Origin of the sequence: Kurthia sp. 11kri321 (assembly GCF_001534765.1) — a bacterium.
GTDB lineage: Bacteria > Bacillota > Bacilli > Bacillales_A > Planococcaceae > Kurthia > Kurthia gibsonii.
In genome coordinates this window covers 623,888-643,691 of sequence record NZ_CP013217.1, presented here as the reverse complement: position 1 = coordinate 643,691, position 19,804 = coordinate 623,888, and the positions used below count along the sequence as shown (strand labels likewise).

At 36.8% G+C, this 19,804-nt stretch carries 24 protein-coding genes and 1 riboswitch; of the genes, 5 read left to right on the top strand and 19 right to left on the bottom strand.

Annotated features, from left to right (window positions below):
* Position 1 precedes the first annotated feature (1 nt).
* From ASO14_RS03350 to ASO14_RS03300, 11 genes are all read right to left on the bottom strand, one after another.
* On the bottom strand, positions 2 to 835 hold the full coding sequence (locus ASO14_RS03350) for a MetQ/NlpA family ABC transporter substrate-binding protein (protein ID WP_068451421.1): 834 nt from the start codon (positions 833 to 835) through the stop codon (positions 2 to 4).
* Between the two features lie 24 nt (positions 836 to 859).
* On the bottom strand, positions 860 to 1,537 hold the full coding sequence (locus ASO14_RS03345) for a methionine ABC transporter permease (RefSeq protein ID WP_068451418.1): 678 nt from the start codon (positions 1,535 to 1,537) through the stop codon (positions 860 to 862).
* Complete coding sequence (locus ASO14_RS03340) at positions 1,530 to 2,555, bottom strand: methionine ABC transporter ATP-binding protein (protein WP_068451415.1); 1,026 nt, start codon at positions 2,553 to 2,555, stop codon at positions 1,530 to 1,532. Before ASO14_RS03340 ends, ASO14_RS03345 begins: the two co-directional genes overlap by 8 nt.
* Positions 2,556 to 2,649: 94 nt before the next feature.
* Positions 2,650 to 2,759: riboswitch (SAM riboswitch) on the bottom strand.
* A 57-nt stretch (positions 2,760 to 2,816) separates the two neighbouring features.
* The gene (locus ASO14_RS03335) at positions 2,817 to 3,125 is read right to left on the bottom strand and encodes a thioredoxin family protein (RefSeq protein WP_068451412.1); all 309 of its coding nucleotides are present in this window, start codon (positions 3,123 to 3,125) and stop codon (positions 2,817 to 2,819) included.
* Between the two features lie 5 nt (positions 3,126 to 3,130).
* Positions 3,131 to 3,484 carry a toprim domain-containing protein gene (locus ASO14_RS03330; protein ID WP_197409937.1) on the bottom strand — a complete coding sequence of 118 codons (354 nt, stop codon included), beginning with the start codon at positions 3,482 to 3,484 and terminating at the stop codon, positions 3,131 to 3,133.
* A gap of 218 nt (positions 3,485 to 3,702) precedes the next feature.
* Complete coding sequence (gene gcvH, locus ASO14_RS03325; RefSeq protein WP_068451409.1) at positions 3,703 to 4,083, bottom strand: glycine cleavage system protein GcvH; 381 nt, start codon at positions 4,081 to 4,083, stop codon at positions 3,703 to 3,705.
* Between the two features lie 82 nt (positions 4,084 to 4,165).
* A complete protein-coding gene (locus tag ASO14_RS03320; protein WP_068451406.1) occupies positions 4,166 to 4,525 on the bottom strand; it encodes an arsenate reductase family protein in 360 nt (119 codons plus the stop codon).
* Between the two features lie 328 nt (positions 4,526 to 4,853).
* A complete protein-coding gene (locus tag ASO14_RS15275; protein WP_068451403.1) occupies positions 4,854 to 5,774 on the bottom strand; it encodes a methyl-accepting chemotaxis protein in 921 nt (306 codons plus the stop codon).
* Between the two features lie 246 nt (positions 5,775 to 6,020).
* Positions 6,021 to 7,808, bottom strand: a complete 1,788-nt coding sequence (locus tag ASO14_RS03310; protein WP_068451400.1) for an acyl-CoA dehydrogenase FadE — start codon at positions 7,806 to 7,808, stop codon at positions 6,021 to 6,023.
* A gap of 24 nt (positions 7,809 to 7,832) precedes the next feature.
* The gene (locus tag ASO14_RS03305; RefSeq protein WP_068451398.1) at positions 7,833 to 9,005 is read right to left on the bottom strand and encodes an acetyl-CoA C-acetyltransferase; all 1,173 of its coding nucleotides are present in this window, start codon (positions 9,003 to 9,005) and stop codon (positions 7,833 to 7,835) included.
* Positions 9,006 to 9,022: 17 nt separating this feature from the next.
* Complete coding sequence (locus ASO14_RS03300) at positions 9,023 to 11,413, bottom strand: 3-hydroxyacyl-CoA dehydrogenase/enoyl-CoA hydratase family protein (protein WP_068451396.1); 2,391 nt, start codon at positions 11,411 to 11,413, stop codon at positions 9,023 to 9,025.
* Between the two features lie 250 nt (positions 11,414 to 11,663).
* Between ASO14_RS03300 and ASO14_RS03295 the strand changes: the two genes are divergently transcribed.
* From ASO14_RS03295 to ASO14_RS03275, 5 genes are all read left to right on the top strand, one after another.
* A complete protein-coding gene (locus tag ASO14_RS03295) occupies positions 11,664 to 11,981 on the top strand; it encodes a thioredoxin family protein (protein ID WP_068451393.1) in 318 nt (105 codons plus the stop codon).
* 174 nt (positions 11,982 to 12,155) lie between these two features.
* Positions 12,156 to 12,638 (top strand): STAS domain-containing protein, encoded by a 483-nt coding sequence (locus ASO14_RS03290; RefSeq protein WP_068451390.1) that lies wholly within the window; start codon positions 12,156 to 12,158, stop codon positions 12,636 to 12,638.
* Positions 12,628 to 13,131: a C39 family peptidase gene (locus tag ASO14_RS03285; protein WP_068451387.1), complete on the top strand. Its 504-nt coding sequence runs from the start codon at positions 12,628 to 12,630 to the stop codon at positions 13,129 to 13,131. Before ASO14_RS03290 ends, ASO14_RS03285 begins: the two co-directional genes overlap by 11 nt.
* 62 nt (positions 13,132 to 13,193) lie before the next feature.
* Positions 13,194 to 13,595: a PH domain-containing protein gene (locus ASO14_RS03280; protein ID WP_068451384.1), complete on the top strand. Its 402-nt coding sequence runs from the start codon at positions 13,194 to 13,196 to the stop codon at positions 13,593 to 13,595.
* Positions 13,596 to 13,684: 89 nt separating this feature from the next.
* Positions 13,685 to 14,014, top strand: a complete 330-nt coding sequence (locus ASO14_RS03275; RefSeq protein ID WP_068451381.1) for a PH domain-containing protein — start codon at positions 13,685 to 13,687, stop codon at positions 14,012 to 14,014.
* Positions 14,015 to 14,075: 61 nt separating this feature from the next.
* Here ASO14_RS03275 and ASO14_RS03270 read toward each other — a convergent pair whose 3' ends face one another.
* From ASO14_RS03270 to ASO14_RS03235, 8 genes are all read right to left on the bottom strand, one after another.
* Positions 14,076 to 14,306: a hypothetical protein gene (locus ASO14_RS03270; RefSeq protein ID WP_068451378.1), complete on the bottom strand. Its 231-nt coding sequence runs from the start codon at positions 14,304 to 14,306 to the stop codon at positions 14,076 to 14,078.
* Between the two features lie 15 nt (positions 14,307 to 14,321).
* Positions 14,322 to 15,200: a 5'-3' exonuclease gene (locus ASO14_RS03265; protein WP_068451375.1), complete on the bottom strand. Its 879-nt coding sequence runs from the start codon at positions 15,198 to 15,200 to the stop codon at positions 14,322 to 14,324.
* Between the two features lie 76 nt (positions 15,201 to 15,276).
* Entirely contained in the window at positions 15,277 to 15,729 is a 453-nt protein-coding gene (locus ASO14_RS03260) for an OsmC family protein (protein WP_068451372.1), read from the bottom strand.
* Between the two features lie 12 nt (positions 15,730 to 15,741).
* Entirely contained in the window at positions 15,742 to 16,239 is a 498-nt protein-coding gene (locus ASO14_RS03255) for a hypothetical protein (RefSeq protein ID WP_231726977.1), read from the bottom strand.
* Positions 16,240 to 16,457: 218 nt separating this feature from the next.
* Positions 16,458 to 16,925: a DinB family protein gene (locus tag ASO14_RS03250; protein WP_068451369.1), complete on the bottom strand. Its 468-nt coding sequence runs from the start codon at positions 16,923 to 16,925 to the stop codon at positions 16,458 to 16,460.
* Positions 16,926 to 16,996: 71 nt separating this feature from the next.
* The gene (locus ASO14_RS03245) at positions 16,997 to 17,707 is read right to left on the bottom strand and encodes an exonuclease domain-containing protein (protein ID WP_068451367.1); all 711 of its coding nucleotides are present in this window, start codon (positions 17,705 to 17,707) and stop codon (positions 16,997 to 16,999) included.
* Positions 17,707 to 18,534, bottom strand: coding sequence for a DUF294 nucleotidyltransferase-like domain-containing protein (locus ASO14_RS03240; protein WP_068451364.1), 828 nt, complete (start codon positions 18,532 to 18,534; stop codon positions 17,707 to 17,709). The genes ASO14_RS03245 and ASO14_RS03240 overlap by 1 nt, the downstream gene beginning before the upstream one ends.
* Positions 18,512 to 19,804, bottom strand: coding sequence for an ammonium transporter (locus ASO14_RS03235; protein WP_068451361.1), 1,293 nt, complete (start codon positions 19,802 to 19,804; stop codon positions 18,512 to 18,514). The genes ASO14_RS03240 and ASO14_RS03235 overlap by 23 nt, the downstream gene beginning before the upstream one ends.

The window sequence follows — 19,804 nt, the reverse complement described above, 5'->3', positions numbered from 1 at the left end:
ATTATTGATTCACAGGAACAACTGAACCTTTCCACTCTTTGTTAATGTAATCTTGGATTTCTTTTGAGTGTAAAACTTTCATTAATTCTTTGATTTCTTCTTTATCTTTGTCACCTTTACGAACTGCTACTACGTTTACATATGGTGAGTTTGAATCTTCAATTGCAATCGCATCTTTTGTTGGCACTAAACCAGCATCAATTGCATAGTTTGAGTTGATAATCACAGCATCACCTTCGTTATTTTTGTACATTTGTACTAATAATTCTGGAGCTGTTTTTGTATCGATTTTTAAATTTTTAGGATTTTTGTCGATATCTTTTACTTGTGCTGTTGATTTTTTAACGCCGTCTTTTAACGTGATTAAGCCTTTTGCTTCAAGTAATGTTAAAATACGACCTTGGTCTGCTACAGAGTTTGATACTAGAATTGTCGCGCCTTTAGGAAGGTCTTCTAATTTTTTATACTTTTGAGAGTAGATACCGATTGGCTCGATGTGTACGCCACCAGCACTTTCAAAATCATAACCATTTGATTTGATTTGATCTTCTAAATAAGGAATGTGTTGGAAGAAGTTCGCATCTAAATCTTTTGAATCTAAATCTTTATTCGGTAAGATGTAATCTTGGTATGGTTCGATTTCTAATTTAATGCCTTCTTTTTCAAGAATTGGTTCTGCTTGTTCAAGAATTTTAGCGTGTGGTACGTTTGAAGCACCGATTTTAATTACTTTTTCATCGCCGTCTCCTGATTTTTCTGAAGAACCACATGCTGCTAAACTAAGTGCTAGTGCTGCTGTTAAAAGACCTGCTACTAATTTTTTTGATGTTTTCATGATTCATTTCCCCTTTTCTTTGCTTTATCGTTTATCAATTTTTGCTGTAATCAAATCTCCAATGAATTGAATGATGAATACAACAACTAATACCAATACTGTTGCGACGAATGTTACGTCGTTTTGACTACGTTGGAAACCATCTTGGAAGGCTAGGTAACCTAGACCACCCGCACCAATGATGCCCGCCATCGCTGTATAACCTACTAAAGCAACTGCCGTCACTGTAATCCCTGAAATTAACGCTGGTAAAGACTCTGGAATGAGTACTTTCCAAATGATTGTTCCTGTTGTTGCTCCCATTGAACGAGCTGCTTCAATCACACCACGATCAATCTCTTTTAATGCAATCAATACCATACGTGCATAGAATGGTGCAGCACCGATAATAAGTGCTGGTAATGCTGCATTTGCACCACGCATTGTTCCCATTAAGAAAATTGTAAATGGAATTAATAAGATAACTAAAATAACGAACGGAATCGAACGGAAAATATTCACGATTGCTCCTGTTAAAAAGTTCACAACCTTATTCGCCCATAATTGGTGCGGTGCTGTTAAGAATAAAATAATCCCTAGCACTAGACCTAAAATAAATGTAATAATTGTTGAAACACCTGTCATATAAAGTGTTTCTAGCGTGGCTTGCCACATTCCTTCCCAATCAACATTTGGGAATAATCCTGTTGCCTCATTATTCATGTGACATCACCTCCGACTTAATTCCTTCAGCAGTTAAATAAGCTACTGCCTTTTCAACTTCTTCATCTGTTCCAGCAAGTTGTACGATTAACGTACCGTATGGACCACTTTTTGTCGGAGATATATTGCCATGTACAATATTTACATCGACATTAAACTGACGAATGAGTTGTGTCATAATCGGTTGCTCTGTTTTTGAGCCGACAAAGAATAATTTAATTAACTTTCCATGTTGGTATTGTTCTTTAATTTGTTCAATCGACTCTTGTTGCCCTACTGTATTCGTTACTTGTTGAACGAATCGTTGTGTAACAGGTGCTTGTGGTGCGTCGAATACTTGAAGAACATCGCCTTCTTCTACGACTTTCCCTTGCTCCATTACGGCTACACGATGACAGATTTTACGAATAACGTGCATCTCATGTGTAATTAAAATAATCGTAATACCGAGTTTTTCATTTACACTGCGTAATAAGTCTAAAATTGAATCCGTTGTTTCAGGGTCTAATGCTGATGTAGCTTCATCACAGAGTAATACTTCTGGGTCATTTGCAAGTGCACGCGCAATCCCTACACGTTGTTTTTGACCACCTGATAATTGTGATGGATAAGCCTTTTCGCGTCCTGTTAACCCAACAAGTTCAATTAATTCAGCTACTTTCTTCTTTTTCGCAGCTGAATCAATACCTGCAATTTCTAAAGGAAAAGCGATATTCTCTTCTACTGTTCTTGACCAAAGTAGATTGAAATGTTGGAATACCATACTAATTTTATGACGTGCTGCACGAAGTTTAGCGCCTTTAATTTTTGAAATATCTTCACCATTTACAATTACAGAACCACTTGTTGGTTTCTCTAAGCCATTAAATAAACGAATCATCGTACTCTTACCAGCACCACTGTAACCGATAATACCGAAGATTTCACCATCTTGGATAGTTAAGTTTACTTGATCGACAGCTGTGAGGGGACCATTTGAAGTTTTATATTGTTTTGTCACATTGCTGAGTTGAATCAAATTGTTTCCCACCTTTTTCGAACTTTATTCATAAAAAAACCCCTTCTGTCAGACAACAGAAGGGTTTAAACATCATAAAATATGCTAAACCGTTCTCTCATCTCTCAAAGACCATACAGTCCTTGCGTGAATTGGCACCTTTTCACATAATGTGATGGTTGCCGGGCTTCATAGGGCACTTCCCTCCACCTCTCTTTATAAGAGCAACGAATTAAGTTCATTTAGTTATTGTAGATACTTTATCACTTCTAAATTGAAAGGTCAATACTTCTTTAAAATTTTTTCAAATAAATGTGGTACTGACTGAAAGGCATAAATTTTCTCTACTAACTCGCCATTTTGCGTAATAAGAAGGCAAGGTACACTTTCAATTTCAAAGTCATACGCTAATTGCTCCATATAATTTAAGTTGGCTTTTCCCATTGAAACATGTTCGATTGCTTGCTCCGTTACATCCATCATTCTTGATGCAACTTGGCAAGTCCCACACATTGGTGTATAGAGGTAAAAAGCTGTTTTTTCTTGGGACTTCACTTGCTCTTCCCATTGTTCACGTGTCCATTCTTGCATTATTGTCATCCTTTATCTAATAAGTAACCTGACTTAATCTTAAATTTAGCTCCTTGTAACACTTTTGCTAAATGATAACGCGGCGTGCGTTCAACACCACCGTAACGCGGTAATGTATAAAGATGATGTGTATTGGGATATTCTTGTTGTACAAGCTTACGAAGTTTCTCGCCCATATCATCTGCATCGAAAAATGCATAAAAATCACAACTCTCATAAGGTTGTAATAGTTCATCTAAACGATGAGGACTTACGGTTCCGTTTGTACAGACAATCTCAACAGGTTCATTCAAAATAGGCTTTAACTGTAAACAATCTTGTCTACCTTCTACAATGAGGACTTTCTCAATAATCTTCATACACACCATCCCATCTGATTCCTTATTCTTTTTTCTGTTCTTTCTTACTTTATTTATACCATATTTTCGGTATATTTTTGTAGGAATAGTGCTTATAAAAAAAGCGCATAGAAAAAACTTTACATACTTTACAAAAAATAAAAAAAAGAAGACAACTGAAATCAGTGTCTTCTAATCAAATCGGCATGAAAACGCGCACCTACATGAAAGGGGTGCTATTAACCTGCGACTACTTCTTCATATTGTTCAGCAGTTAATAAAGCTTCTAGTTGTGCAGCGTCAGAAGGTTTTACGACAACCATCCAAGCTTTTTCGTAAGGTGATTCGTTTACTAGCTCTGGGCTATCTTCTAACTCCTCATTTACTTCTACTACTTCACCTGAAAGTGGTGCATATAGCTCAGAAACTGTTTTTACAGACTCAACGCTACCGAATGGTTGATCGATTGTTAATTCATCGCCTACAGATGGTAGTTCAACGAATACGATGTCACCTAGTTCAGATTGTGCAAATTCTGTAATACCGATACGTACTGTACCGTCTTCTTGTAAAACCCACTCATGCTCTTTTGAATAACGTAAATTAGTTGGAATGCTCATTTTTTTACCCCTCCATGAAATATGTAATGTTAATTTCATCTATAGTGTTACATATTTTTTCTGCAAATACAAGTCATTTTAGTTATTTTTTCCAATTTTCAATAAATTTATTTTCATTGAAGCCGACTGTGACACGCTCTCCATCGTACGTAATTGGGCGTTTAATCAACATGCCATCGCTTGCTAATAACTCTAATTGTTCGGATTCTGACATTTCTGCCAAACGATCTTTTAATCCTAACTCCCGATATTTCATACCCGATGTATTAAAGAATTTTTTAAGCGGTAAACCACTTTTTTCTTGCATCTCTTTTATTTCTTCAGCTGTTGGTGTTTCTGTCACAAGATCTTTTGTATCAAATGCAACGCCTTCTGCCTTTAACCAAGCAATTGCTTTTTTACAAGTTGTACATTTTGGATAATGATACACAGTGATTGTCACGATCATTCACTCCATTCTTATTGAATATCCTTATTGTATAAATCTATTAGAAAAGGTGCAACCTATTTCATCACAGATTCATCTATAAATTCCATACTAGATGTACAATTACCAATTGTAAAGGACAAGCTATGTTTATCATTGAGTTTCTACCTATATAATATAGAAGAAATACAATTGATTAAAACGCTTTTTACTGCAAGACAACTAATTGTGAACATTCTGAATGATTTTGTCACTACGTACAACTCTTTTTTTCTATTTTAATCTTCAAAGCAACAAAAAAAGAACCACATCATACTATGCGATTCTCTTTCTAGTTAATTACTTATTTTTTAATAAATTCATCAAATGTTACTGTTTGTTTGTTTAACAATTCTGCACGATTTTGAATAGAGTCATAATCTTTCACTACTTCGCCAATAAATGCTTGATTCAAATCTACTGTCTTTGAAATGGTATCTCCGGCCTTTTCAATTACTTCGATTTGTTTGGTTACATCTTTAATCATCGTACGAATATCCACAATTGATTTATCGACACTTTGCGACAATTTTCGCACTTCCGTCGCCACAACATTAAATCCAAACCCATATTCCCCAGCACGTGCTGCTTCAATCCCAGCATTTAATGCGAGTAAATTTGTTTGTTTCGCAATATGCTGAATCACTTTTACTATCTCTTGAATAGCATCTGTCTTTTCAATTAATTGATGAACAGATTGCTGATTTTGATTTGAAATTTCAACAACTGTATGAAAATTTTCATTCAAATTAGCTACATGATCTTTACCTGCGTCAGATAGAACATTCAGATCATCTGACATGGTTTTTAAAGCAGTTGCTAAATCAATCATTTGATTATTTCTCTCTGTAATATCAAATGCAATTTTCATAATGCCAATTACTTTAAAACGTTCATCACGAATCGGCATATATGTTGCTTCTAACCAGACACTTTTTCCATTCGCATGCTTTCTTTCTACTTTATCTTGAAAGCTTTTTCCAGATAGCAAACTACGCCAAAATTTTTCATACTCAAAACTATTTGCAAACTCTGTTAAACACAGCTCAGCATGTTTTTTACCGATTAATTCCTCTACCGAATACCCCATAGCTTCTGCAAATGGCTTACTTGCATATGTAACATTGCGATTCGTATCAAAGCGAATCACAGCTAGATTAGCTTCTAATGCTTTCATCAATAAATCATTCATCGTTACTTGTTCACGCTCTTGTAACTCTCTCATTAAGATGAGACCCCCATTAATTATAGTATTCACATTATACTTTTTTACACAACAAAAATATAGATTTTTTAGTTCTTTTATCATAATTTCTTTTAAAATATATGTCTGAAATTTCACTAATAATGATTTTCGAAGCATGATAAAGTATAAAAATGAGAAAAAATTAATAATTATTACTGAAAAAAGAATCAAAAAAACCTTAGAGTACGATATCATACTCTAAGGTTACTATTTACGTTAAGAATATTAAACAATATACTTTTCATTTTCAATTAATTTGCCTGTAGCTTCGCGTTTTTTCGCGACAATATTGTACGGTGTGTGACGTCCTAATTTACGTAGTGCCGATAATAACATACGTAACTCGTCTCCTTCAGTCGCTGTTAGCAATGTTTCTTTTGCTTCTTTTTCGATTTCAGCAAATGCTTCTTGTACAAAAATTTCTGTATATAATACTTTTTGATTTGCTTTTGCTTCACCATCACGTGCAATGGCTTTTTCGGTACGTAATACTACTGACTCCATTGCAAATAATTGATTTGCGATATTTGCGATATTCACTAATACTTCTTGCTCATTTTCAAGTTTTGGACCATATTTCATTGCCGCTGTACCTGCTGCAAGAAGAGCGATTTTCTTCGCCATCTTCACAAGATATTTTTCCTGGGCTAATGTTTCTGTGCCGATTTCTTCTGGCATCATTGAAAGTAGCTCAGCTTGTAATGCTTGTGCTTGTTGTAGAAGTGGTAATTCACCTTTCATCGCTTTCTTCATAAATGTTCCTGGTACAATCAGACGGTTAATTTCGTTTGTACCTTCGAAAATACGGTTAATACGTGAATCGCGGTAAATACGTTCTACTTCGTATTCTTGCATATAACCATATCCACCGTGTAACTGAACTGCTTCATCTACCACATAATCAAGTGTTTCTGAACCAAACACTTTATTGATTGAACATTCAATCGCATACTCTGCAATCGCAGCTGCTACTTCTTTACCGTCTTTTATTTCTGCTTCTGTTAATTGGCTCATACGATCTTCAAAGTAGCCTACTGTACGATAGATTAATGATTCAGACGCATAAATTTGTGCTGCCATTGTCGCTAATTTTTCTTTTGTTAGGTTAAATGAAGAAATAGCTGTACCAAATTGTTTACGCTCATTCGTATATTTAATTGCTAACTCTAATGCGCGTTTTGAAGCACCCACTGTACCTACCCCAAGTTTATAACGTCCAATATTTAGAATGTTGAATGCAATCACATGACCACGTCCAACTTCACCTAGTAAGTTTTCAATAGGAACTGCAACATCTTCTAAAATCAATGTACGTGTTGAAGATGATTTAATCCCCATCTTCTTCTCTTCTGCTCCTGTTGAAACACCGTCATACTCACGTTCTACAATAAACGCTGAGAATTTATCACCATCGACTTTTGCATAGACAATGAAAACATCTGCAAATGCTGAATTTGTAATCCATTGTTTTTCACCATTTAGTACGTAATGTGTACCTGCTTCATTTAAACGAGCTACTGTTTTCGCACCTAGTGCATCTGATCCTGAACCTGGCTCTGTTAACGCATAAGCTGCTAATAATTCACCTGATGCTAACTTCGGTAAATATTTCGACTTTTGTTCTTCATTACCGAACAACACGATTGGTAATGAACCAATTCCGACATGCGCACCATGCGTAATCGAGAAGCCACCAGCTGGGGAAATCTTTTCAGCGATTAATGCTGAAGATACTTTATCCAGTCCAAGACCACCATATTCTTCTGGTACATCGGCAGCAAGTAGACCTAAATCGCCTGCTTTTTTCAGTAGTTTTACTGAATGTTCAAACTCATGATTTTCTAGATTTGGTACGACTGGTAACACTTCATTATGCAAATAATCTTCCGTTGTTTTCGCAATCATTAACTGTTCATCTGTAAAATCTTCTGGTGTAAAGATATGTTGGAACTCTGCATCCTCCGTTAAAAAACTACCGCCTTTTACTACGTGCTTTTGTGTGTTTTCTGTCATAATCAATTCCTCCTCATATGTTTGTTAGATCATTTCAAATACGCCTGCTGCACCCATACCGCCACCGATACACATTGTCACAACACCATATTTTTTCCCTTGTCTTTTTAGTTCATGTAATAGTTTTAATGTTAAAATCGCTCCTGTTGCGCCAAGTGGATGTCCAAGCGCAATTGCACCACCATTAACATTCACTTTTTCAAGATCAATTCCTAGCTCTTTTACTACTTGAATCGACTGTGAAGCAAACGCCTCATTTATCTCCCATAAATCAATATCTTCAATCGTTAAGCCTGCAATTTTTAAAGCTTTTGGTACCGCAACTACAGGACCAATTCCCATAATTTCAGGTGGTACACCGCCAACAGCAAACCCTAAAAACTTCGCCATTGGTTGTAACCCTTGCGCCTCTGCTTCCTCGCGGTCCATCACGAGTACAGCTGCTGCTCCGTCCGATGTTTGAGAAGCATTCCCTGCTGTAACACTCCCTTTCACATGAAAGGCTGGACGCAATTTTTGTAACGTTTCAACACTCGTTCCTTGTCTAACGCCTTCATCCATTTTGAAAGTGAATGTCTTTTCTTGTAGTTTATTTTGCTCATCTACAAAACGTTCCGTTACTTCTACTGGTACGATTTCATCATTAAATTTGCCTTCAGCAATTGCCTGTGCCGCTCTTTCGTGTGAACGTACAGCAAACGCATCTTGTTCTTCTCGCGTCACACCATACTTACTTGCAACAGCTTCTGCTGTATGCCCCATTCCGATATAATACTCAGGCGCTTCCTCTGCTAATTTCGCATTTGGTCGAATAACATTCCCCATCATTGGCACCATACTCATCGACTCAATTCCACCAGCTACAATGGCTTTTGCATGTCCGAGCATAATTTTTTCAGCTGCATATGCAATCGCTTGTAAACCTGATGAACAGAAGCGGTTCACTGTAATAGCTGAAGTTGTATCAGGCAATCCTGCCAACGCACCGATATTACGTGCTACATTTAGCCCTTGTTCTGCTTCTGGCATGGCACAACCGATAATTAAATCTTCCACTTCACCTGTATAATTTGCTCGTTTTAGAGCTTCTTTCACAACAAGTCCACCTAAATCATCTGGTCTTACTTGCTTTAACGAGCCTTTTTTTGCTTTTCCAATTGGTGTTCTAGCACCTGCTACGATGACTGCTTCACGCATAATTCAGATCCCCCCTCTTAGTTTCTTAGTGGCTTACCTTTGATTAACATATGTTGCATACGCGCCTGTGTTTTTGGCTGTGCAACAAGTGATAAAAAGGCTTCACGCTCTAAGTCTAATAAATATTCTTCATCTACAAGAGAACCATATGGTACGAGTCCGCCTGCTAATACATGTGCAATTTTTTTCGCAATTTCTAAATCATATGGCGAGATATAACCTGATTTCAACATGGCATCTGCTCCTAGTAATAAGGCTGCATACCCTGGCGCACCCGATACAGGCACTTTTTCTCGCACTGGTGCTTGATAACCAGCTTGAACTAAACCAAGTACGGCTTGTTTAGCATCATATAATTGATGATCTGGATTCACACTGACAGCGTCTGCTTGATTTAAGAAACCTAAGTCACGTGCTTCTTCACCTGAAGTAGATGTTTTCGCTGTTGCAATTTTTTCGAATACCGATGCTGCTACTTGCACATAGTCAACTGCTACATCTTTCGGTAAACCTTTTAAGTGTTTCATATATAATTCTTTATTACCGCCACCGCCTGGTAATAAGCCCACACCTGCTTCAACAAGCCCCATATACGTTTCTGTTGTCGCTTGAATATGTGCTGCTGGTAAACATACTTCTGTTCCACCACCGAGCGTCATGCCGAATGGTGCTGCAACAACAGGCTTTTTACTATATTTCATACGAAGTGTACCTTGTTGGAATTGGCGCACGATATAATCTAATTCGAATAGAGCATCGTCTTCTGCTTCCATTAAAATCATGGCAAGGTTCGCACCAACTGAGAAGTTTTTACCTTGATTCCCAATCACAAGTCCTTTGTAATCGTCTGATGTATCTAATAAATCAAGTGCATGTGTTAGCATTTGCATAATGTCTAATCCGAGTGCATTTGATTTCGAGTGGAATTCTAGTAGTAATACACCATCTCCAAAATCGATTACGCTTGCACCAGCATTCGACTTTAATACACCATGCTGTTTTTTATATGTTTTTAAATTGATTTCTTTTTCATTCTTTGGAACAGCTACATACGTTTCACCATTATAGTAGTGTAGTACATGATCAATCTCTTTATAGAAAGTTTGATGTCCTTCTGCTAATAGTTGTTGAACGAAAGTCGGAATTTTTTGTCCTTGTTCTTCCAATCTTTGAACTGCGCGTTCAACACCGATTGCATCCCACATCTCAAATGGTCCTTGCGACCAACCGAACCCCCAGCGCATTGCTTCATCAATCGCTACGATATCATCTGCAATTTCACCATGTTTTTCAGCTGCATATACAAGTGTTGGACTAATAATCTTCCATAATAATTCACCCGCACGATCCTCTGCATAAATTAAATGTTTTAAACGATTCGATAAGCCTTTTAGTTGTTTACTTTGTTCAATTGAAGGAGCTTGCAATTTAGTTGTTGGTACATATTCAAATGTTTCAATGTTCAACTCTAAAATCTCTTTTCCTTGTTTTACAAAGTATCCTTTACCTGATTTCGCTCCTAAGTGACCTGCATCGACCATCTTCTGCATATGTGCCGGTACTTCAAATACACGCTGTTCTTCACCGTCTGTTTTGTGATACACCGTATTCGCTACATGGATAAATGTATCCAGACCTACAACATCTAATGTACGAAGTGTCGCTGATTTTGGTCGTCCAATTAGTGGTCCTGTTACGGAATCCACTTCACCAACTGAATAACCGTCTTCTAGCATGACTTGTAATGTTTTTAGCAGCCCATATGTGCCAATACGATTTGCGATAAAGTTCGGTGTATCTTTTGCAATAACAACACCTTTTCCTAATACATCTTCTCCGAATGTTTTCATAAATTGAACAATCGACTCATCTGTATAAGAGGATGGTACGACTTCAAGTAATTTTAGGTAGCGAGGTGGATTGAAGAAATGTGTTCCTAAAAAATGCTTTTTGAAATCATCTGAACGTCCATCTGCCATGGTATCAATACTAATTCCCGATGTATTTGAACTAACAATCGTTCCTTCTTTTCGAACAGCATCGATTTTTGTATAGAGTGCTTTTTTAATCTCTAAATTTTCAGTTACAACTTCGATAATCCAATCAACTTCGCCTAAGCGATGAGCATCATCTTCTAAATTCCCCGTTGTAATTCTCTGTAGACTTCTCTTGGTTGTAAGTGGTGCAGGTTTTTGCTTTTGTAACTTCTGAATTGCCGTATTAGCAAATTTATTTCGAAACGCTGGATGTTCAACAGTGAACCCCTTCGCCTGATCTTCTTCTGTTAATGTCGGTGGTACGATATCGAATAAGTAGGTATCAATCCCACAATTCGCTAAGTGTGCTGCAATTCCTGAACCCATGACGCCCGAACCAAGAACAGCTGCTTTTTGAATACGTCTTACCATGAACAACTCGCCCCTTCCACATTGAATGAATAACCATTCATTTTTTGATTAAAAAAAATAGCCATTGGCTTATAAACCCATTCTATGCCAATCTAAAAATGATTGCAACGAAAAAATACGATTTTTCTAATAAAAGTATATTTTTTCTTTATTATACACATTTTCTGTCCTTTATTCCGTACTCGGTACAACATACTATGCGTTTTCTCTAAAAAATTGTAGAATAATAATACATAGGAGGGATTTCATAATGAAACCAATTACAACTGTTGAACAATTCAACGAACTTATTTCGACTGACAAAAAAGTGCTTGTTAAATTTTACGCAGGCTGGTGCCCAGACTGTACACGTATGAACATGTTCATCGATCCAATCATCGAAAAGTACACACAATTTGACTGGTATGAATTAAATCGTGATGAACTACCTGAATTAGCTGAAAAATATGATGTAATGGGTATTCCTAGTTTACTAATCTTCCAAAATGGTGAAAAACTAGCACACTTACACAGTGCAAATGCTAAATCACCTGAACAAGTAACTGAATACTTAGATGCAAATATCTAATGAGTGATGAAGTTAATCACTCCAAACTAGCGTGAATTTTCATCATGCTAGTTTTTTTCTTTCTGAACAATCCATTTTTCTACTTAAAAACTTTTATTTGTCATATTACTATATTTACCCAACTACTACTTTTCGGCTATACTTAAGAAAATCAGTTAGAGGATGTGATGATGGGTGGCACAGAATTTAGAAGATCAAATTACTTTACTACGTCATGAAATAGCGCAGTACAAATCGATTATTAAAGAAATGTCTGTTCCATTAATCGAATCCAGCTTAAACAATACATTGCTCATGCCTTTAAGTGGTCATTTATTTCAAGAGCGCATTACACAAATTGAAGCAAAGTTATTCAACTACTTACAAGAACATCGCCATGTAAAAACCGTCATTATGGACTTCACAGGAATTTCGCACAAAAATACGATTATGATGTCGACCGATGAATTATCGGATGCTTTACGTAATCTACACACGACTTTAACTGTTGTAGGAATTCGCGTTGTTTATACAGGATTTCAACCTGAAGTGATTTTCAATTTTGTTAAATCTGGTTTTAATGAGCAGTTGGAGACTTATCCAACATATCGCCTAGCTCTTGAACATCTTTATAAAGAACTACATTTTTTTACAGAGAATTTAAAAAATGAAGATTAATTTTGATTGTCCCGTCTATTCACAATATGATTCAAATGTTAAAAAATCTTATCGTTCTTCCGCTTGTGGTCCTACTGCAGTTGCTTCGATTCTACATTTTTATAAAGATGATGCTCTGTCTATTAATCAACTTTACAAAGCACTACATTGTACAAAGATTGGATTACCTGCTGCTTTTATTCATTGGTTTTTACCGAGGGCTGTGCAGGGCAACTATTCAGTTCGAACATTACGGCTCTTTGAAGCTATACATTGGATTCAACAAAAACAGCCAGTAGCTGTTAAATTCGACCGCTATTTTACTTGGAAATTAAATCGCCCTTCTTATTTTAAATATCATTGGACGGTTATGACGGGATTCTATTGGAAACGAGATGGTCTTTATTTAATCGTTGAAGATTTAGGTACACCGAATCGAGCTAGTCGAACACATGAAATTCCTTATGCACCAAATGCACATGCACTCACATTTATAGGAATTCGGCCAAAATAGTGTTTTATTTTACTTTCTTCGTGGTATAAATTTTAAAATTGAATGTAGGAAGGTGCACCTTTATGGACATATATGCACAGGAAGCGCTCTATAAAACGTTATTACCACACGAAAAGATTGAATATTCTTTAAATGGTCTTCATGCAGATGAGAAAATGAATCGTTTGTTTAAATGTTCGACTTTAGTAGCTGCTACAACCGAACATATTTACTTGTGCATGACAGATGATGAAAGCTATCAGATTCGCAGTATTTCATACGAACAGATTGAAGCTATTTATCAGCGAAATCGAGTGTTAAGCGGTCGTGAAATTATTATTTTAACCAAAAATAAAAGATACTCCATTTCACATATCGAAGAAGCGAATTTACATCATTTTATGCAATTTGTTCAATCAGCTTGGAAGAAGAAATCAGCATACCGTCTATTTCAAGAACAAGAATCTGAAGAAACAGGGGCTTAAATGTCCCTTTTCTTTTAACATATGAGGTTTACATAGACGGTATAAAAGGTATACGGATATATAATATAAAAATAAGCGAGGTGCTTCATATGGAAAATACAACATCAATCTCTACACACTTACATGCTTTTTTAAATAAAAATGAACGTGTTCAAGTGCAATTAGTTGGGAATTTCGCTTATGTCCACGCGGAGACAAAAGGGACTTTATTTGCAACAAACGAACGCATCTGTTTTTATGCGCACGATGATTCAGCATTTTTAACATTTGATTATTATGAAATTGATGCAGTCATCTTACATCCCGACGAAGTGATTTTTTATAACCAAGGTGAACGTCATATTTTATCAGATATCGAACAAGGCAATGTAGAAGAATTTAATCAATTCGTCATTGACCGCATGCAAATTAAATCATAAAAAAACCGTTCGACTACCTCTTCTATTTTTTGTAGAATCCGTAGTCAACGGTTTTTTTATTTTATAGAAATACGCCTATTGCTGTAAAAACAAAAATAATAACTGCCGCTAAGATCAAAATCCATACCGTCGTCAAATCTTTTCGCTCTTTATACTCTCGATATGCAAGCATAAGAAACACGATACACATAAAGACATTGACTAACGGTAAATATTGAAATTGCTTTGTCAGTAGCATGAAAACACCTAGTGCTGCACTACATACACATAGAATCATGACCGAAATTCTCATGTTGCTCACTCCTGTCTAACGCATTAATGATGTTATATGTCTTACTACCAAACTATACTCCTCTGCCATTAAGCGCTCAAATTTCTCTTCATTCCAAGTTGGTAAAGCTAATTCATCGACTGTTGTCTCAATCATCAAATCTGTTTTTATACGTGCTAATTGTAGCGATAGTTTCAACATTTCTTCATCTGCTTCAATTTTTTTTCGTTGTCCTGGTGTTAATTCGTCAATCGAAGCTAAAACTCCTTCTACTGTTCCATATTTTTGAATGAGTTGAAGAGCTGTTTTTGGTCCAATCCCTTTTACACCTGGATATCCATCACCCGAATCACCCATAAATGCTTTTACATCTGCAAAACGTTCTGGTGCAATCGCATACTCTTCTTCAAAACGTTCAATTGTGTAAGGATTATATTCTGAGTAACCTTTTTTTGTTAAAGCAATCGTTGTATTCGGGTTTAATAGTTGTAGTAAGTCTTTATCACCGCTAATAACTGTAATCTTCGCATCAGACTTCCATTTTTCAACGAGCGATCCAATCGTATCGTCTGCTTCCATTCCTACTTGACCAAAACTTTTCCAACCAATTAAATCTGAAATTTGGCGCGCCAAATCAAATTGTGGTTTCATCTCCTCAGGTGGTTCAGGACGATGTGCTTTATAGCCTTCAAATAAGTCATTACGAAATGTTTGCGAACCCATATCCCAGCAAATTGCGAGGTGGGTCGGATTCATAATCGATTGCGCACTTAGCACATGTCTCGCAAATCCTTGAACACCATTCGTTGGTGTACCATCTTTTTTTCTAAAAAATTGATTCATTGGTGCTGTCGCATGGTATGAGCGGAATAGTAATGCCATACCATCCACAAGCATAATATGTGGTTGTGTCATGTAATATCTCCTCTATTCTTTCTTCTAGTATAACAAAAAAAGTGCTCAAAGAAGATTTCTTTGAACACGCTCTTCGCTATTCATTCGCAAATTGAATCGTTACATTTAGCGCTAATTCGACATTTCCACGAATCGCCTTTGAAATCATACACGTTTTTTCGGCCTTTTCAGCTAATCGTTGTACCATTCGCTGCGTGCGCTCATCTGTATTTTTTTCTAACAAAATAGTTGGATGGTGTGTAATTTTTTCATATGTGAAAACACCATTTGTCACATCGACAATTCCTGCTGATGATAGCGTTAAATCAACAGGAATAATTTTCGCGCGTTCCAACATCGCTGCATAGGAAATCAAATAACATGTAGCTGCAGCACCTAACAACATCTCATCTGGATTCGTGCCCACTCCAGGTCCATCCATCTCTTTTGGTATCGAAATTTTCGTTTGGAGCTGACCCGAAGAAATTGTTCCCACTTCATTTCTACCACCAGGCCACTGCGCTTCCAATATAAAGCGATGCGCTGTCATCTAATTCTCCCCTTACTTAGAAAAAGAATAGTATTGTTGATTATCTGGGTCAAACGCATAACGGTATACACGATCACCTTTTTCAACAGCAACTAAATACACTTCTTTTCCTTCATATGTTTTAATCACATTTGCATAATCTCGGTCTTTAATCACTTTACCACCTTCAGTTCGTACAATAAGAGCTTGTGCTTCTTCCACTTTTGTTTGTGGCATTTTTGAATGAAAAAAGAATGGCGCTGCTAATAATAACGCGTAGGCTGCAGCAAATAACATATATTTTTTTCGGAATTGATTCCCATCAATTAACACAAAATACACAACAAAAAAAGCGATATTCCCTACTATAATATAATCAATTAAATCATCTAAACCATTCACATAATTATAAGGTTTTCCCATGAAGTAGAAATAAATAATTTCGATTAACGATAAAATAATAACACCTAGTAGTAGACGTGTACGCTTATTCATTTTTTTGCGATCTTGTCTTCTCTGTTCTGCATCCATGTAAATCCTCCTTTATCATTGCTTCTATTATACATCATTTGATTTATTCAATATGACCGCATATGAGGACGGTTCACCCATCCAAATGGTTCCATTTAAGTAATACGAATGATTCGTTTAAATTGTTTCATTTATGTATACCTTTTTACCGCGCCCTCTAAATACATAACAAAATAAAAAAGAAGCTACATCACATCGATGCAACTTCTATTTTTTAATTAAGCTTGCTCAATTGTTGGTCCCATAATTGGTGGAACAGGTAGTTCAGCTTGACGAATTAACACCGTCATCTGACCACGGTGATGCGTTTGGTGGTCAATCATACTACGAAGTACTTGTCCAACAGGCATATTTTTTCCGAAAGCTTCTACTCTGCGCTCTAAATCGTGATCAGATAGTTTTGTTGCTTCTTCTTCTACTTTCGCTGCTTTTTTCTTATAAGCTTCTTCTAGTTCTTTTACCGTTGTTGGTTTTTCACCTTCTGGAATAGACGGTACATCAAGCCCTGCTAATCCACCGAAGAAACTCGGTGCATCTACTAAATGACTACTTAACCACCCTAATGTGTTATGCCCTTCAACAATTGCTTGATCGAGTTTATCATCTTCTAATGCCTCAATCGCTTTTAAAGTTCCTGCTGCTGAATAGTTCCAATCTCGAATAAAATCATCTACTTTACGATACATACTCGCATCTCTCCTTTAGTTATAGTTCCCTTTTATCGTATACACCATAACCAAAAAACACAAATTTTAACCTACCTTTGAATATATTGACTATAGAGTTGTTCTAATGTATTGATGTCATATTCCTGTAATTGTTCGACTAAGGCAAGCCAGAGCTGCGCTGTTAACTGTGCATCTCCTAAAGCATGATGACGATTTTTAATCGGCACTTGATAATGTGTACATGCTTCATCTAATGTTATAACAGAAGACGTTACATCACATACTTGCAGTGCGATATGCGTATCAATAATGCGATGTTGGAATTTCTTTTGAAAACATTTTAAATAATACGTTTCTAAAAAATCACGTTCATGTTGGGCATGATGAGCAATCAAAGGTCGGTGTCCGATAAATCGCATAAATTGTTCCAATACATCCCTTAACGGAAATGCATTTGCAATCTCTTTATTTGTGATTCCCGTCAGTTCTTCTACCTCTTTTGAAATCCACCCTTGAATTTTCGTCAGCGCATAAAATTGCTCCGTTGTTACCTTATTTCCCCTTACTTTAATGGCACCAATCGATAAGATTTCATCTCCTCTTAATGCCTCAAAACCTGTTGTCTCGATATCCAATATGACAAATTCATTTTGATGAAAAGGTTGGTCAAAATCACGTGCTAATCGAACCGTTTTCTCTAGTCTTCGTAAATAAGCCATTTGCTCTTTCGAAGCGACTTCATTCGTCAGTCCCGTATGTCCACGCCCAACGAGCTGACGAAATAAGGTTGAAAAATTCATTATGAACACCCGATTCCAATTTTTTCTCTCACATCATTGTGTAATTTACGAACCGATTTCACAAGTTCTTTTATAGCTTTTCGATTGGATGGCTGAATTTCGACGAAAGAAGGCTCTGTCATTCGAATTTCCATAATGGCATCATATAGCTTACAATCTTGTTGCATACCCGCCATCTTTTGTAATCTTCTACTATTGATGTAAGGTACATATACTGCATTTTTAAAATCGAAATATTTCGATTTTTCTAAAATCAATTTCCCTAATGGTGTCATACTTTTTTTTACCCACGTCGTCGTACAAATATATTTTTCAAGTTGTTCATGACTTTGAGGTTCCGTCCAGTTTTTCACCATCTGTTCATATGATTTATCCCCATAGACAATGCGTAAATCATAAAGCATTTGCAAATGACGAGTCGCTGTTATGTCATCACTGCAATACCATTCCATGAGTTGTTTTTGCCATTCATTTAGCGAACGACACCATGCACGTTCACTCGCCATAACGCCACCATCACAGTAAGAAAAGCCAATTTGGTGTAGACCATCTGCAATCTCTTGTCCTAATTGTTGAAAATAGCGCTCATGTCCATCCTCTCTATACATAATGCCGTGGTCTTGATCACTTGTTGGAACTAATTCTCTGCGTCCACCACTACCGATTACAAACCATGCGAAGTGACAAGGTGGCTCAGGGTATTTTTTTAGTGCAATTCGAATGACTTGAATCATCGCCCGATCATATAGACCATTTAAAGAACGAATGCCGAGCTCATCTTGCTGAACATCTTCTAACCATTCTTTAATTTCTGTGTAGCTTCTCATCGACTTCACTCCACACTTCTTGTTCACGACGCTTCATATGTTCTGGATAACCAAAACTACCATGTTCACTTAAATCAAGTCCCATAATTTCTTCCTCTTGTGTCACACGTAAAGTTCCCATGATTTTTTTCATGATATACAAGATGATATATGACCCGAAGAATGCAAAAGCACCACATGTCACAACACCTAGTGTTTGAACCCATAATTGTTCGAAACCACCACCATAGAATAAACCCGCTTTGCCGACTACAGCTAATTCAGGTGTTGCAAATAATCCAGTTGATAGCGTTCCCCAAATCCCTGGTACACCATGCACAGATAATGCAAAAATCGGATCATCAATACGTCGCGCTTCCAAGAAACGAGCGCTATAGAAACAAACGATTCCAGCGATAAAACCGATGATGACAGATGCATATACGTCAACGAACGCACAAGCAGCTGTAATAGCGACTAACCCAGCTAATGCTCCGTTTAAAATAGACGGAATATCCGGTTTGCCAAGTACTACCCATGAAATTAAAGTTGCAGCAACAGCACCTGCTGCGGCAGCTAAGTTCGTATTTACAGCTACAAATCCGAAGAAAGCTTCATCTACTGATACAGTTGAACCTGCATTAAAACCAAACCAACCTACCCATAAAATCAAAACAGCAAGTGCTGTATAAACTTGGTTATGACCAGTAATACGATTAGCTGAGCCATCTTTATTAAATTTACCAATACGTGGTTTTAAGAGCATTGTTGCAGCAAGTGCCGCCATCGCTCCAGTTAAATGGACGACTGTTGAACCAGCGAAATCTTGTTCACCGCGTTCTGCTAACCAGCCACCACCCCAAATCCAATGTGCGATGACAGGATAGATGAGTGCGCTAAATAGAATAGTGAAGATGACATATACAGAGAACTTTGCTCTTTCTGCAAAACCACCGAGTGCGACGGTTACAGAAATCCCTGCAAAAGCAAGTTGGAATAAAAAGAAGACGGTTGTAGAAAGGCTCGCATCTTTAATTTGCTCACCTGAAAAGAAGAAGTCGGTCATACCGACGAAGAAGTTTGCATTACTACCGAATATAAAAGCGTAACCTACTGCCCAAAATACGAGTGAAGCGAGACCAAATGTAAAGACTGTCTTACTCGCAACATGTCCTGCATTTTTCATGCGAGTTGACCCTGCTTCTAATAAGATAAAACCACCAATCATAAATACGACTAAAATTGCACCTAACATTGTCCACAAACTGTTCATTAAAAAAGAAACATCCAT

Bases quoted from the DNA above. Each gene is read 5' to 3' on its own strand.
- ASO14_RS03345 (WP_068451418.1), bottom strand. From the start codon at position 1,537: ATGAATAATGAGGCAACAGGATTATTCCCAAATGTTGATTGGGAAGGA.
- ASO14_RS03245 (WP_068451367.1), bottom strand. From the start codon at position 17,707: ATGAATTTTTCAACCTTATTTCGTCAGCTCGTTGGGCGTGGACATACG.
- ASO14_RS03300 (WP_068451396.1), bottom strand. From the start codon at position 11,413: ATGGTAAGACGTATTCAAAAAGCAGCTGTTCTTGGTTCGGGCGTCATG.
- ASO14_RS03255 (WP_231726977.1), bottom strand. From the start codon at position 16,239: ATGGATGCAGAACAGAGAAGACAAGATCGCAAAAAAATGAATAAGCGT.
- gcvH (WP_068451409.1), bottom strand. From the start codon at position 4,083: ATGAGCATTCCAACTAATTTACGTTATTCAAAAGAGCATGAGTGGGTT.
- ASO14_RS03350 (WP_068451421.1), bottom strand. From the start codon at position 835: ATGAAAACATCAAAAAAATTAGTAGCAGGTCTTTTAACAGCAGCACTA.
- ASO14_RS03275 (WP_068451381.1), top strand. From the start codon at position 13,685: ATGGAAAATACAACATCAATCTCTACACACTTACATGCTTTTTTAAAT.
- ASO14_RS03270 (WP_068451378.1), bottom strand. From the start codon at position 14,306: ATGAGAATTTCGGTCATGATTCTATGTGTATGTAGTGCAGCACTAGGT.
- ASO14_RS03285 (WP_068451387.1), top strand. From the start codon at position 12,628: ATGAAGATTAATTTTGATTGTCCCGTCTATTCACAATATGATTCAAAT.
- ASO14_RS03310 (WP_068451400.1), bottom strand. From the start codon at position 7,808: ATGACAGAAAACACACAAAAGCACGTAGTAAAAGGCGGTAGTTTTTTA.
- ASO14_RS03295 (WP_068451393.1), top strand. From the start codon at position 11,664: ATGAAACCAATTACAACTGTTGAACAATTCAACGAACTTATTTCGACT.
- ASO14_RS03335 (WP_068451412.1), bottom strand. From the start codon at position 3,125: ATGCAAGAATGGACACGTGAACAATGGGAAGAGCAAGTGAAGTCCCAA.
- ASO14_RS03260 (WP_068451372.1), bottom strand. From the start codon at position 15,729: ATGACAGCGCATCGCTTTATATTGGAAGCGCAGTGGCCTGGTGGTAGA.
- ASO14_RS03240 (WP_068451364.1), bottom strand. From the start codon at position 18,534: ATGAGAAGCTACACAGAAATTAAAGAATGGTTAGAAGATGTTCAGCAA.
- ASO14_RS03235 (WP_068451361.1), bottom strand. From the start codon at position 19,804: ATGGATGTTTCTTTTTTAATGAACAGTTTGTGGACAATGTTAGGTGCA.
- ASO14_RS03330 (WP_197409937.1), bottom strand. From the start codon at position 3,484: ATGAAGATTATTGAGAAAGTCCTCATTGTAGAAGGTAGACAAGATTGT.
- ASO14_RS15275 (WP_068451403.1), bottom strand. From the start codon at position 5,774: ATGAGAGAGTTACAAGAGCGTGAACAAGTAACGATGAATGATTTATTG.
- ASO14_RS03305 (WP_068451398.1), bottom strand. From the start codon at position 9,005: ATGCGTGAAGCAGTCATCGTAGCAGGTGCTAGAACACCAATTGGAAAA.
- ASO14_RS03280 (WP_068451384.1), top strand. From the start codon at position 13,194: ATGGACATATATGCACAGGAAGCGCTCTATAAAACGTTATTACCACAC.
- ASO14_RS03250 (WP_068451369.1), bottom strand. From the start codon at position 16,925: ATGTATCGTAAAGTAGATGATTTTATTCGAGATTGGAACTATTCAGCA.
- ASO14_RS03265 (WP_068451375.1), bottom strand. From the start codon at position 15,200: ATGACACAACCACATATTATGCTTGTGGATGGTATGGCATTACTATTC.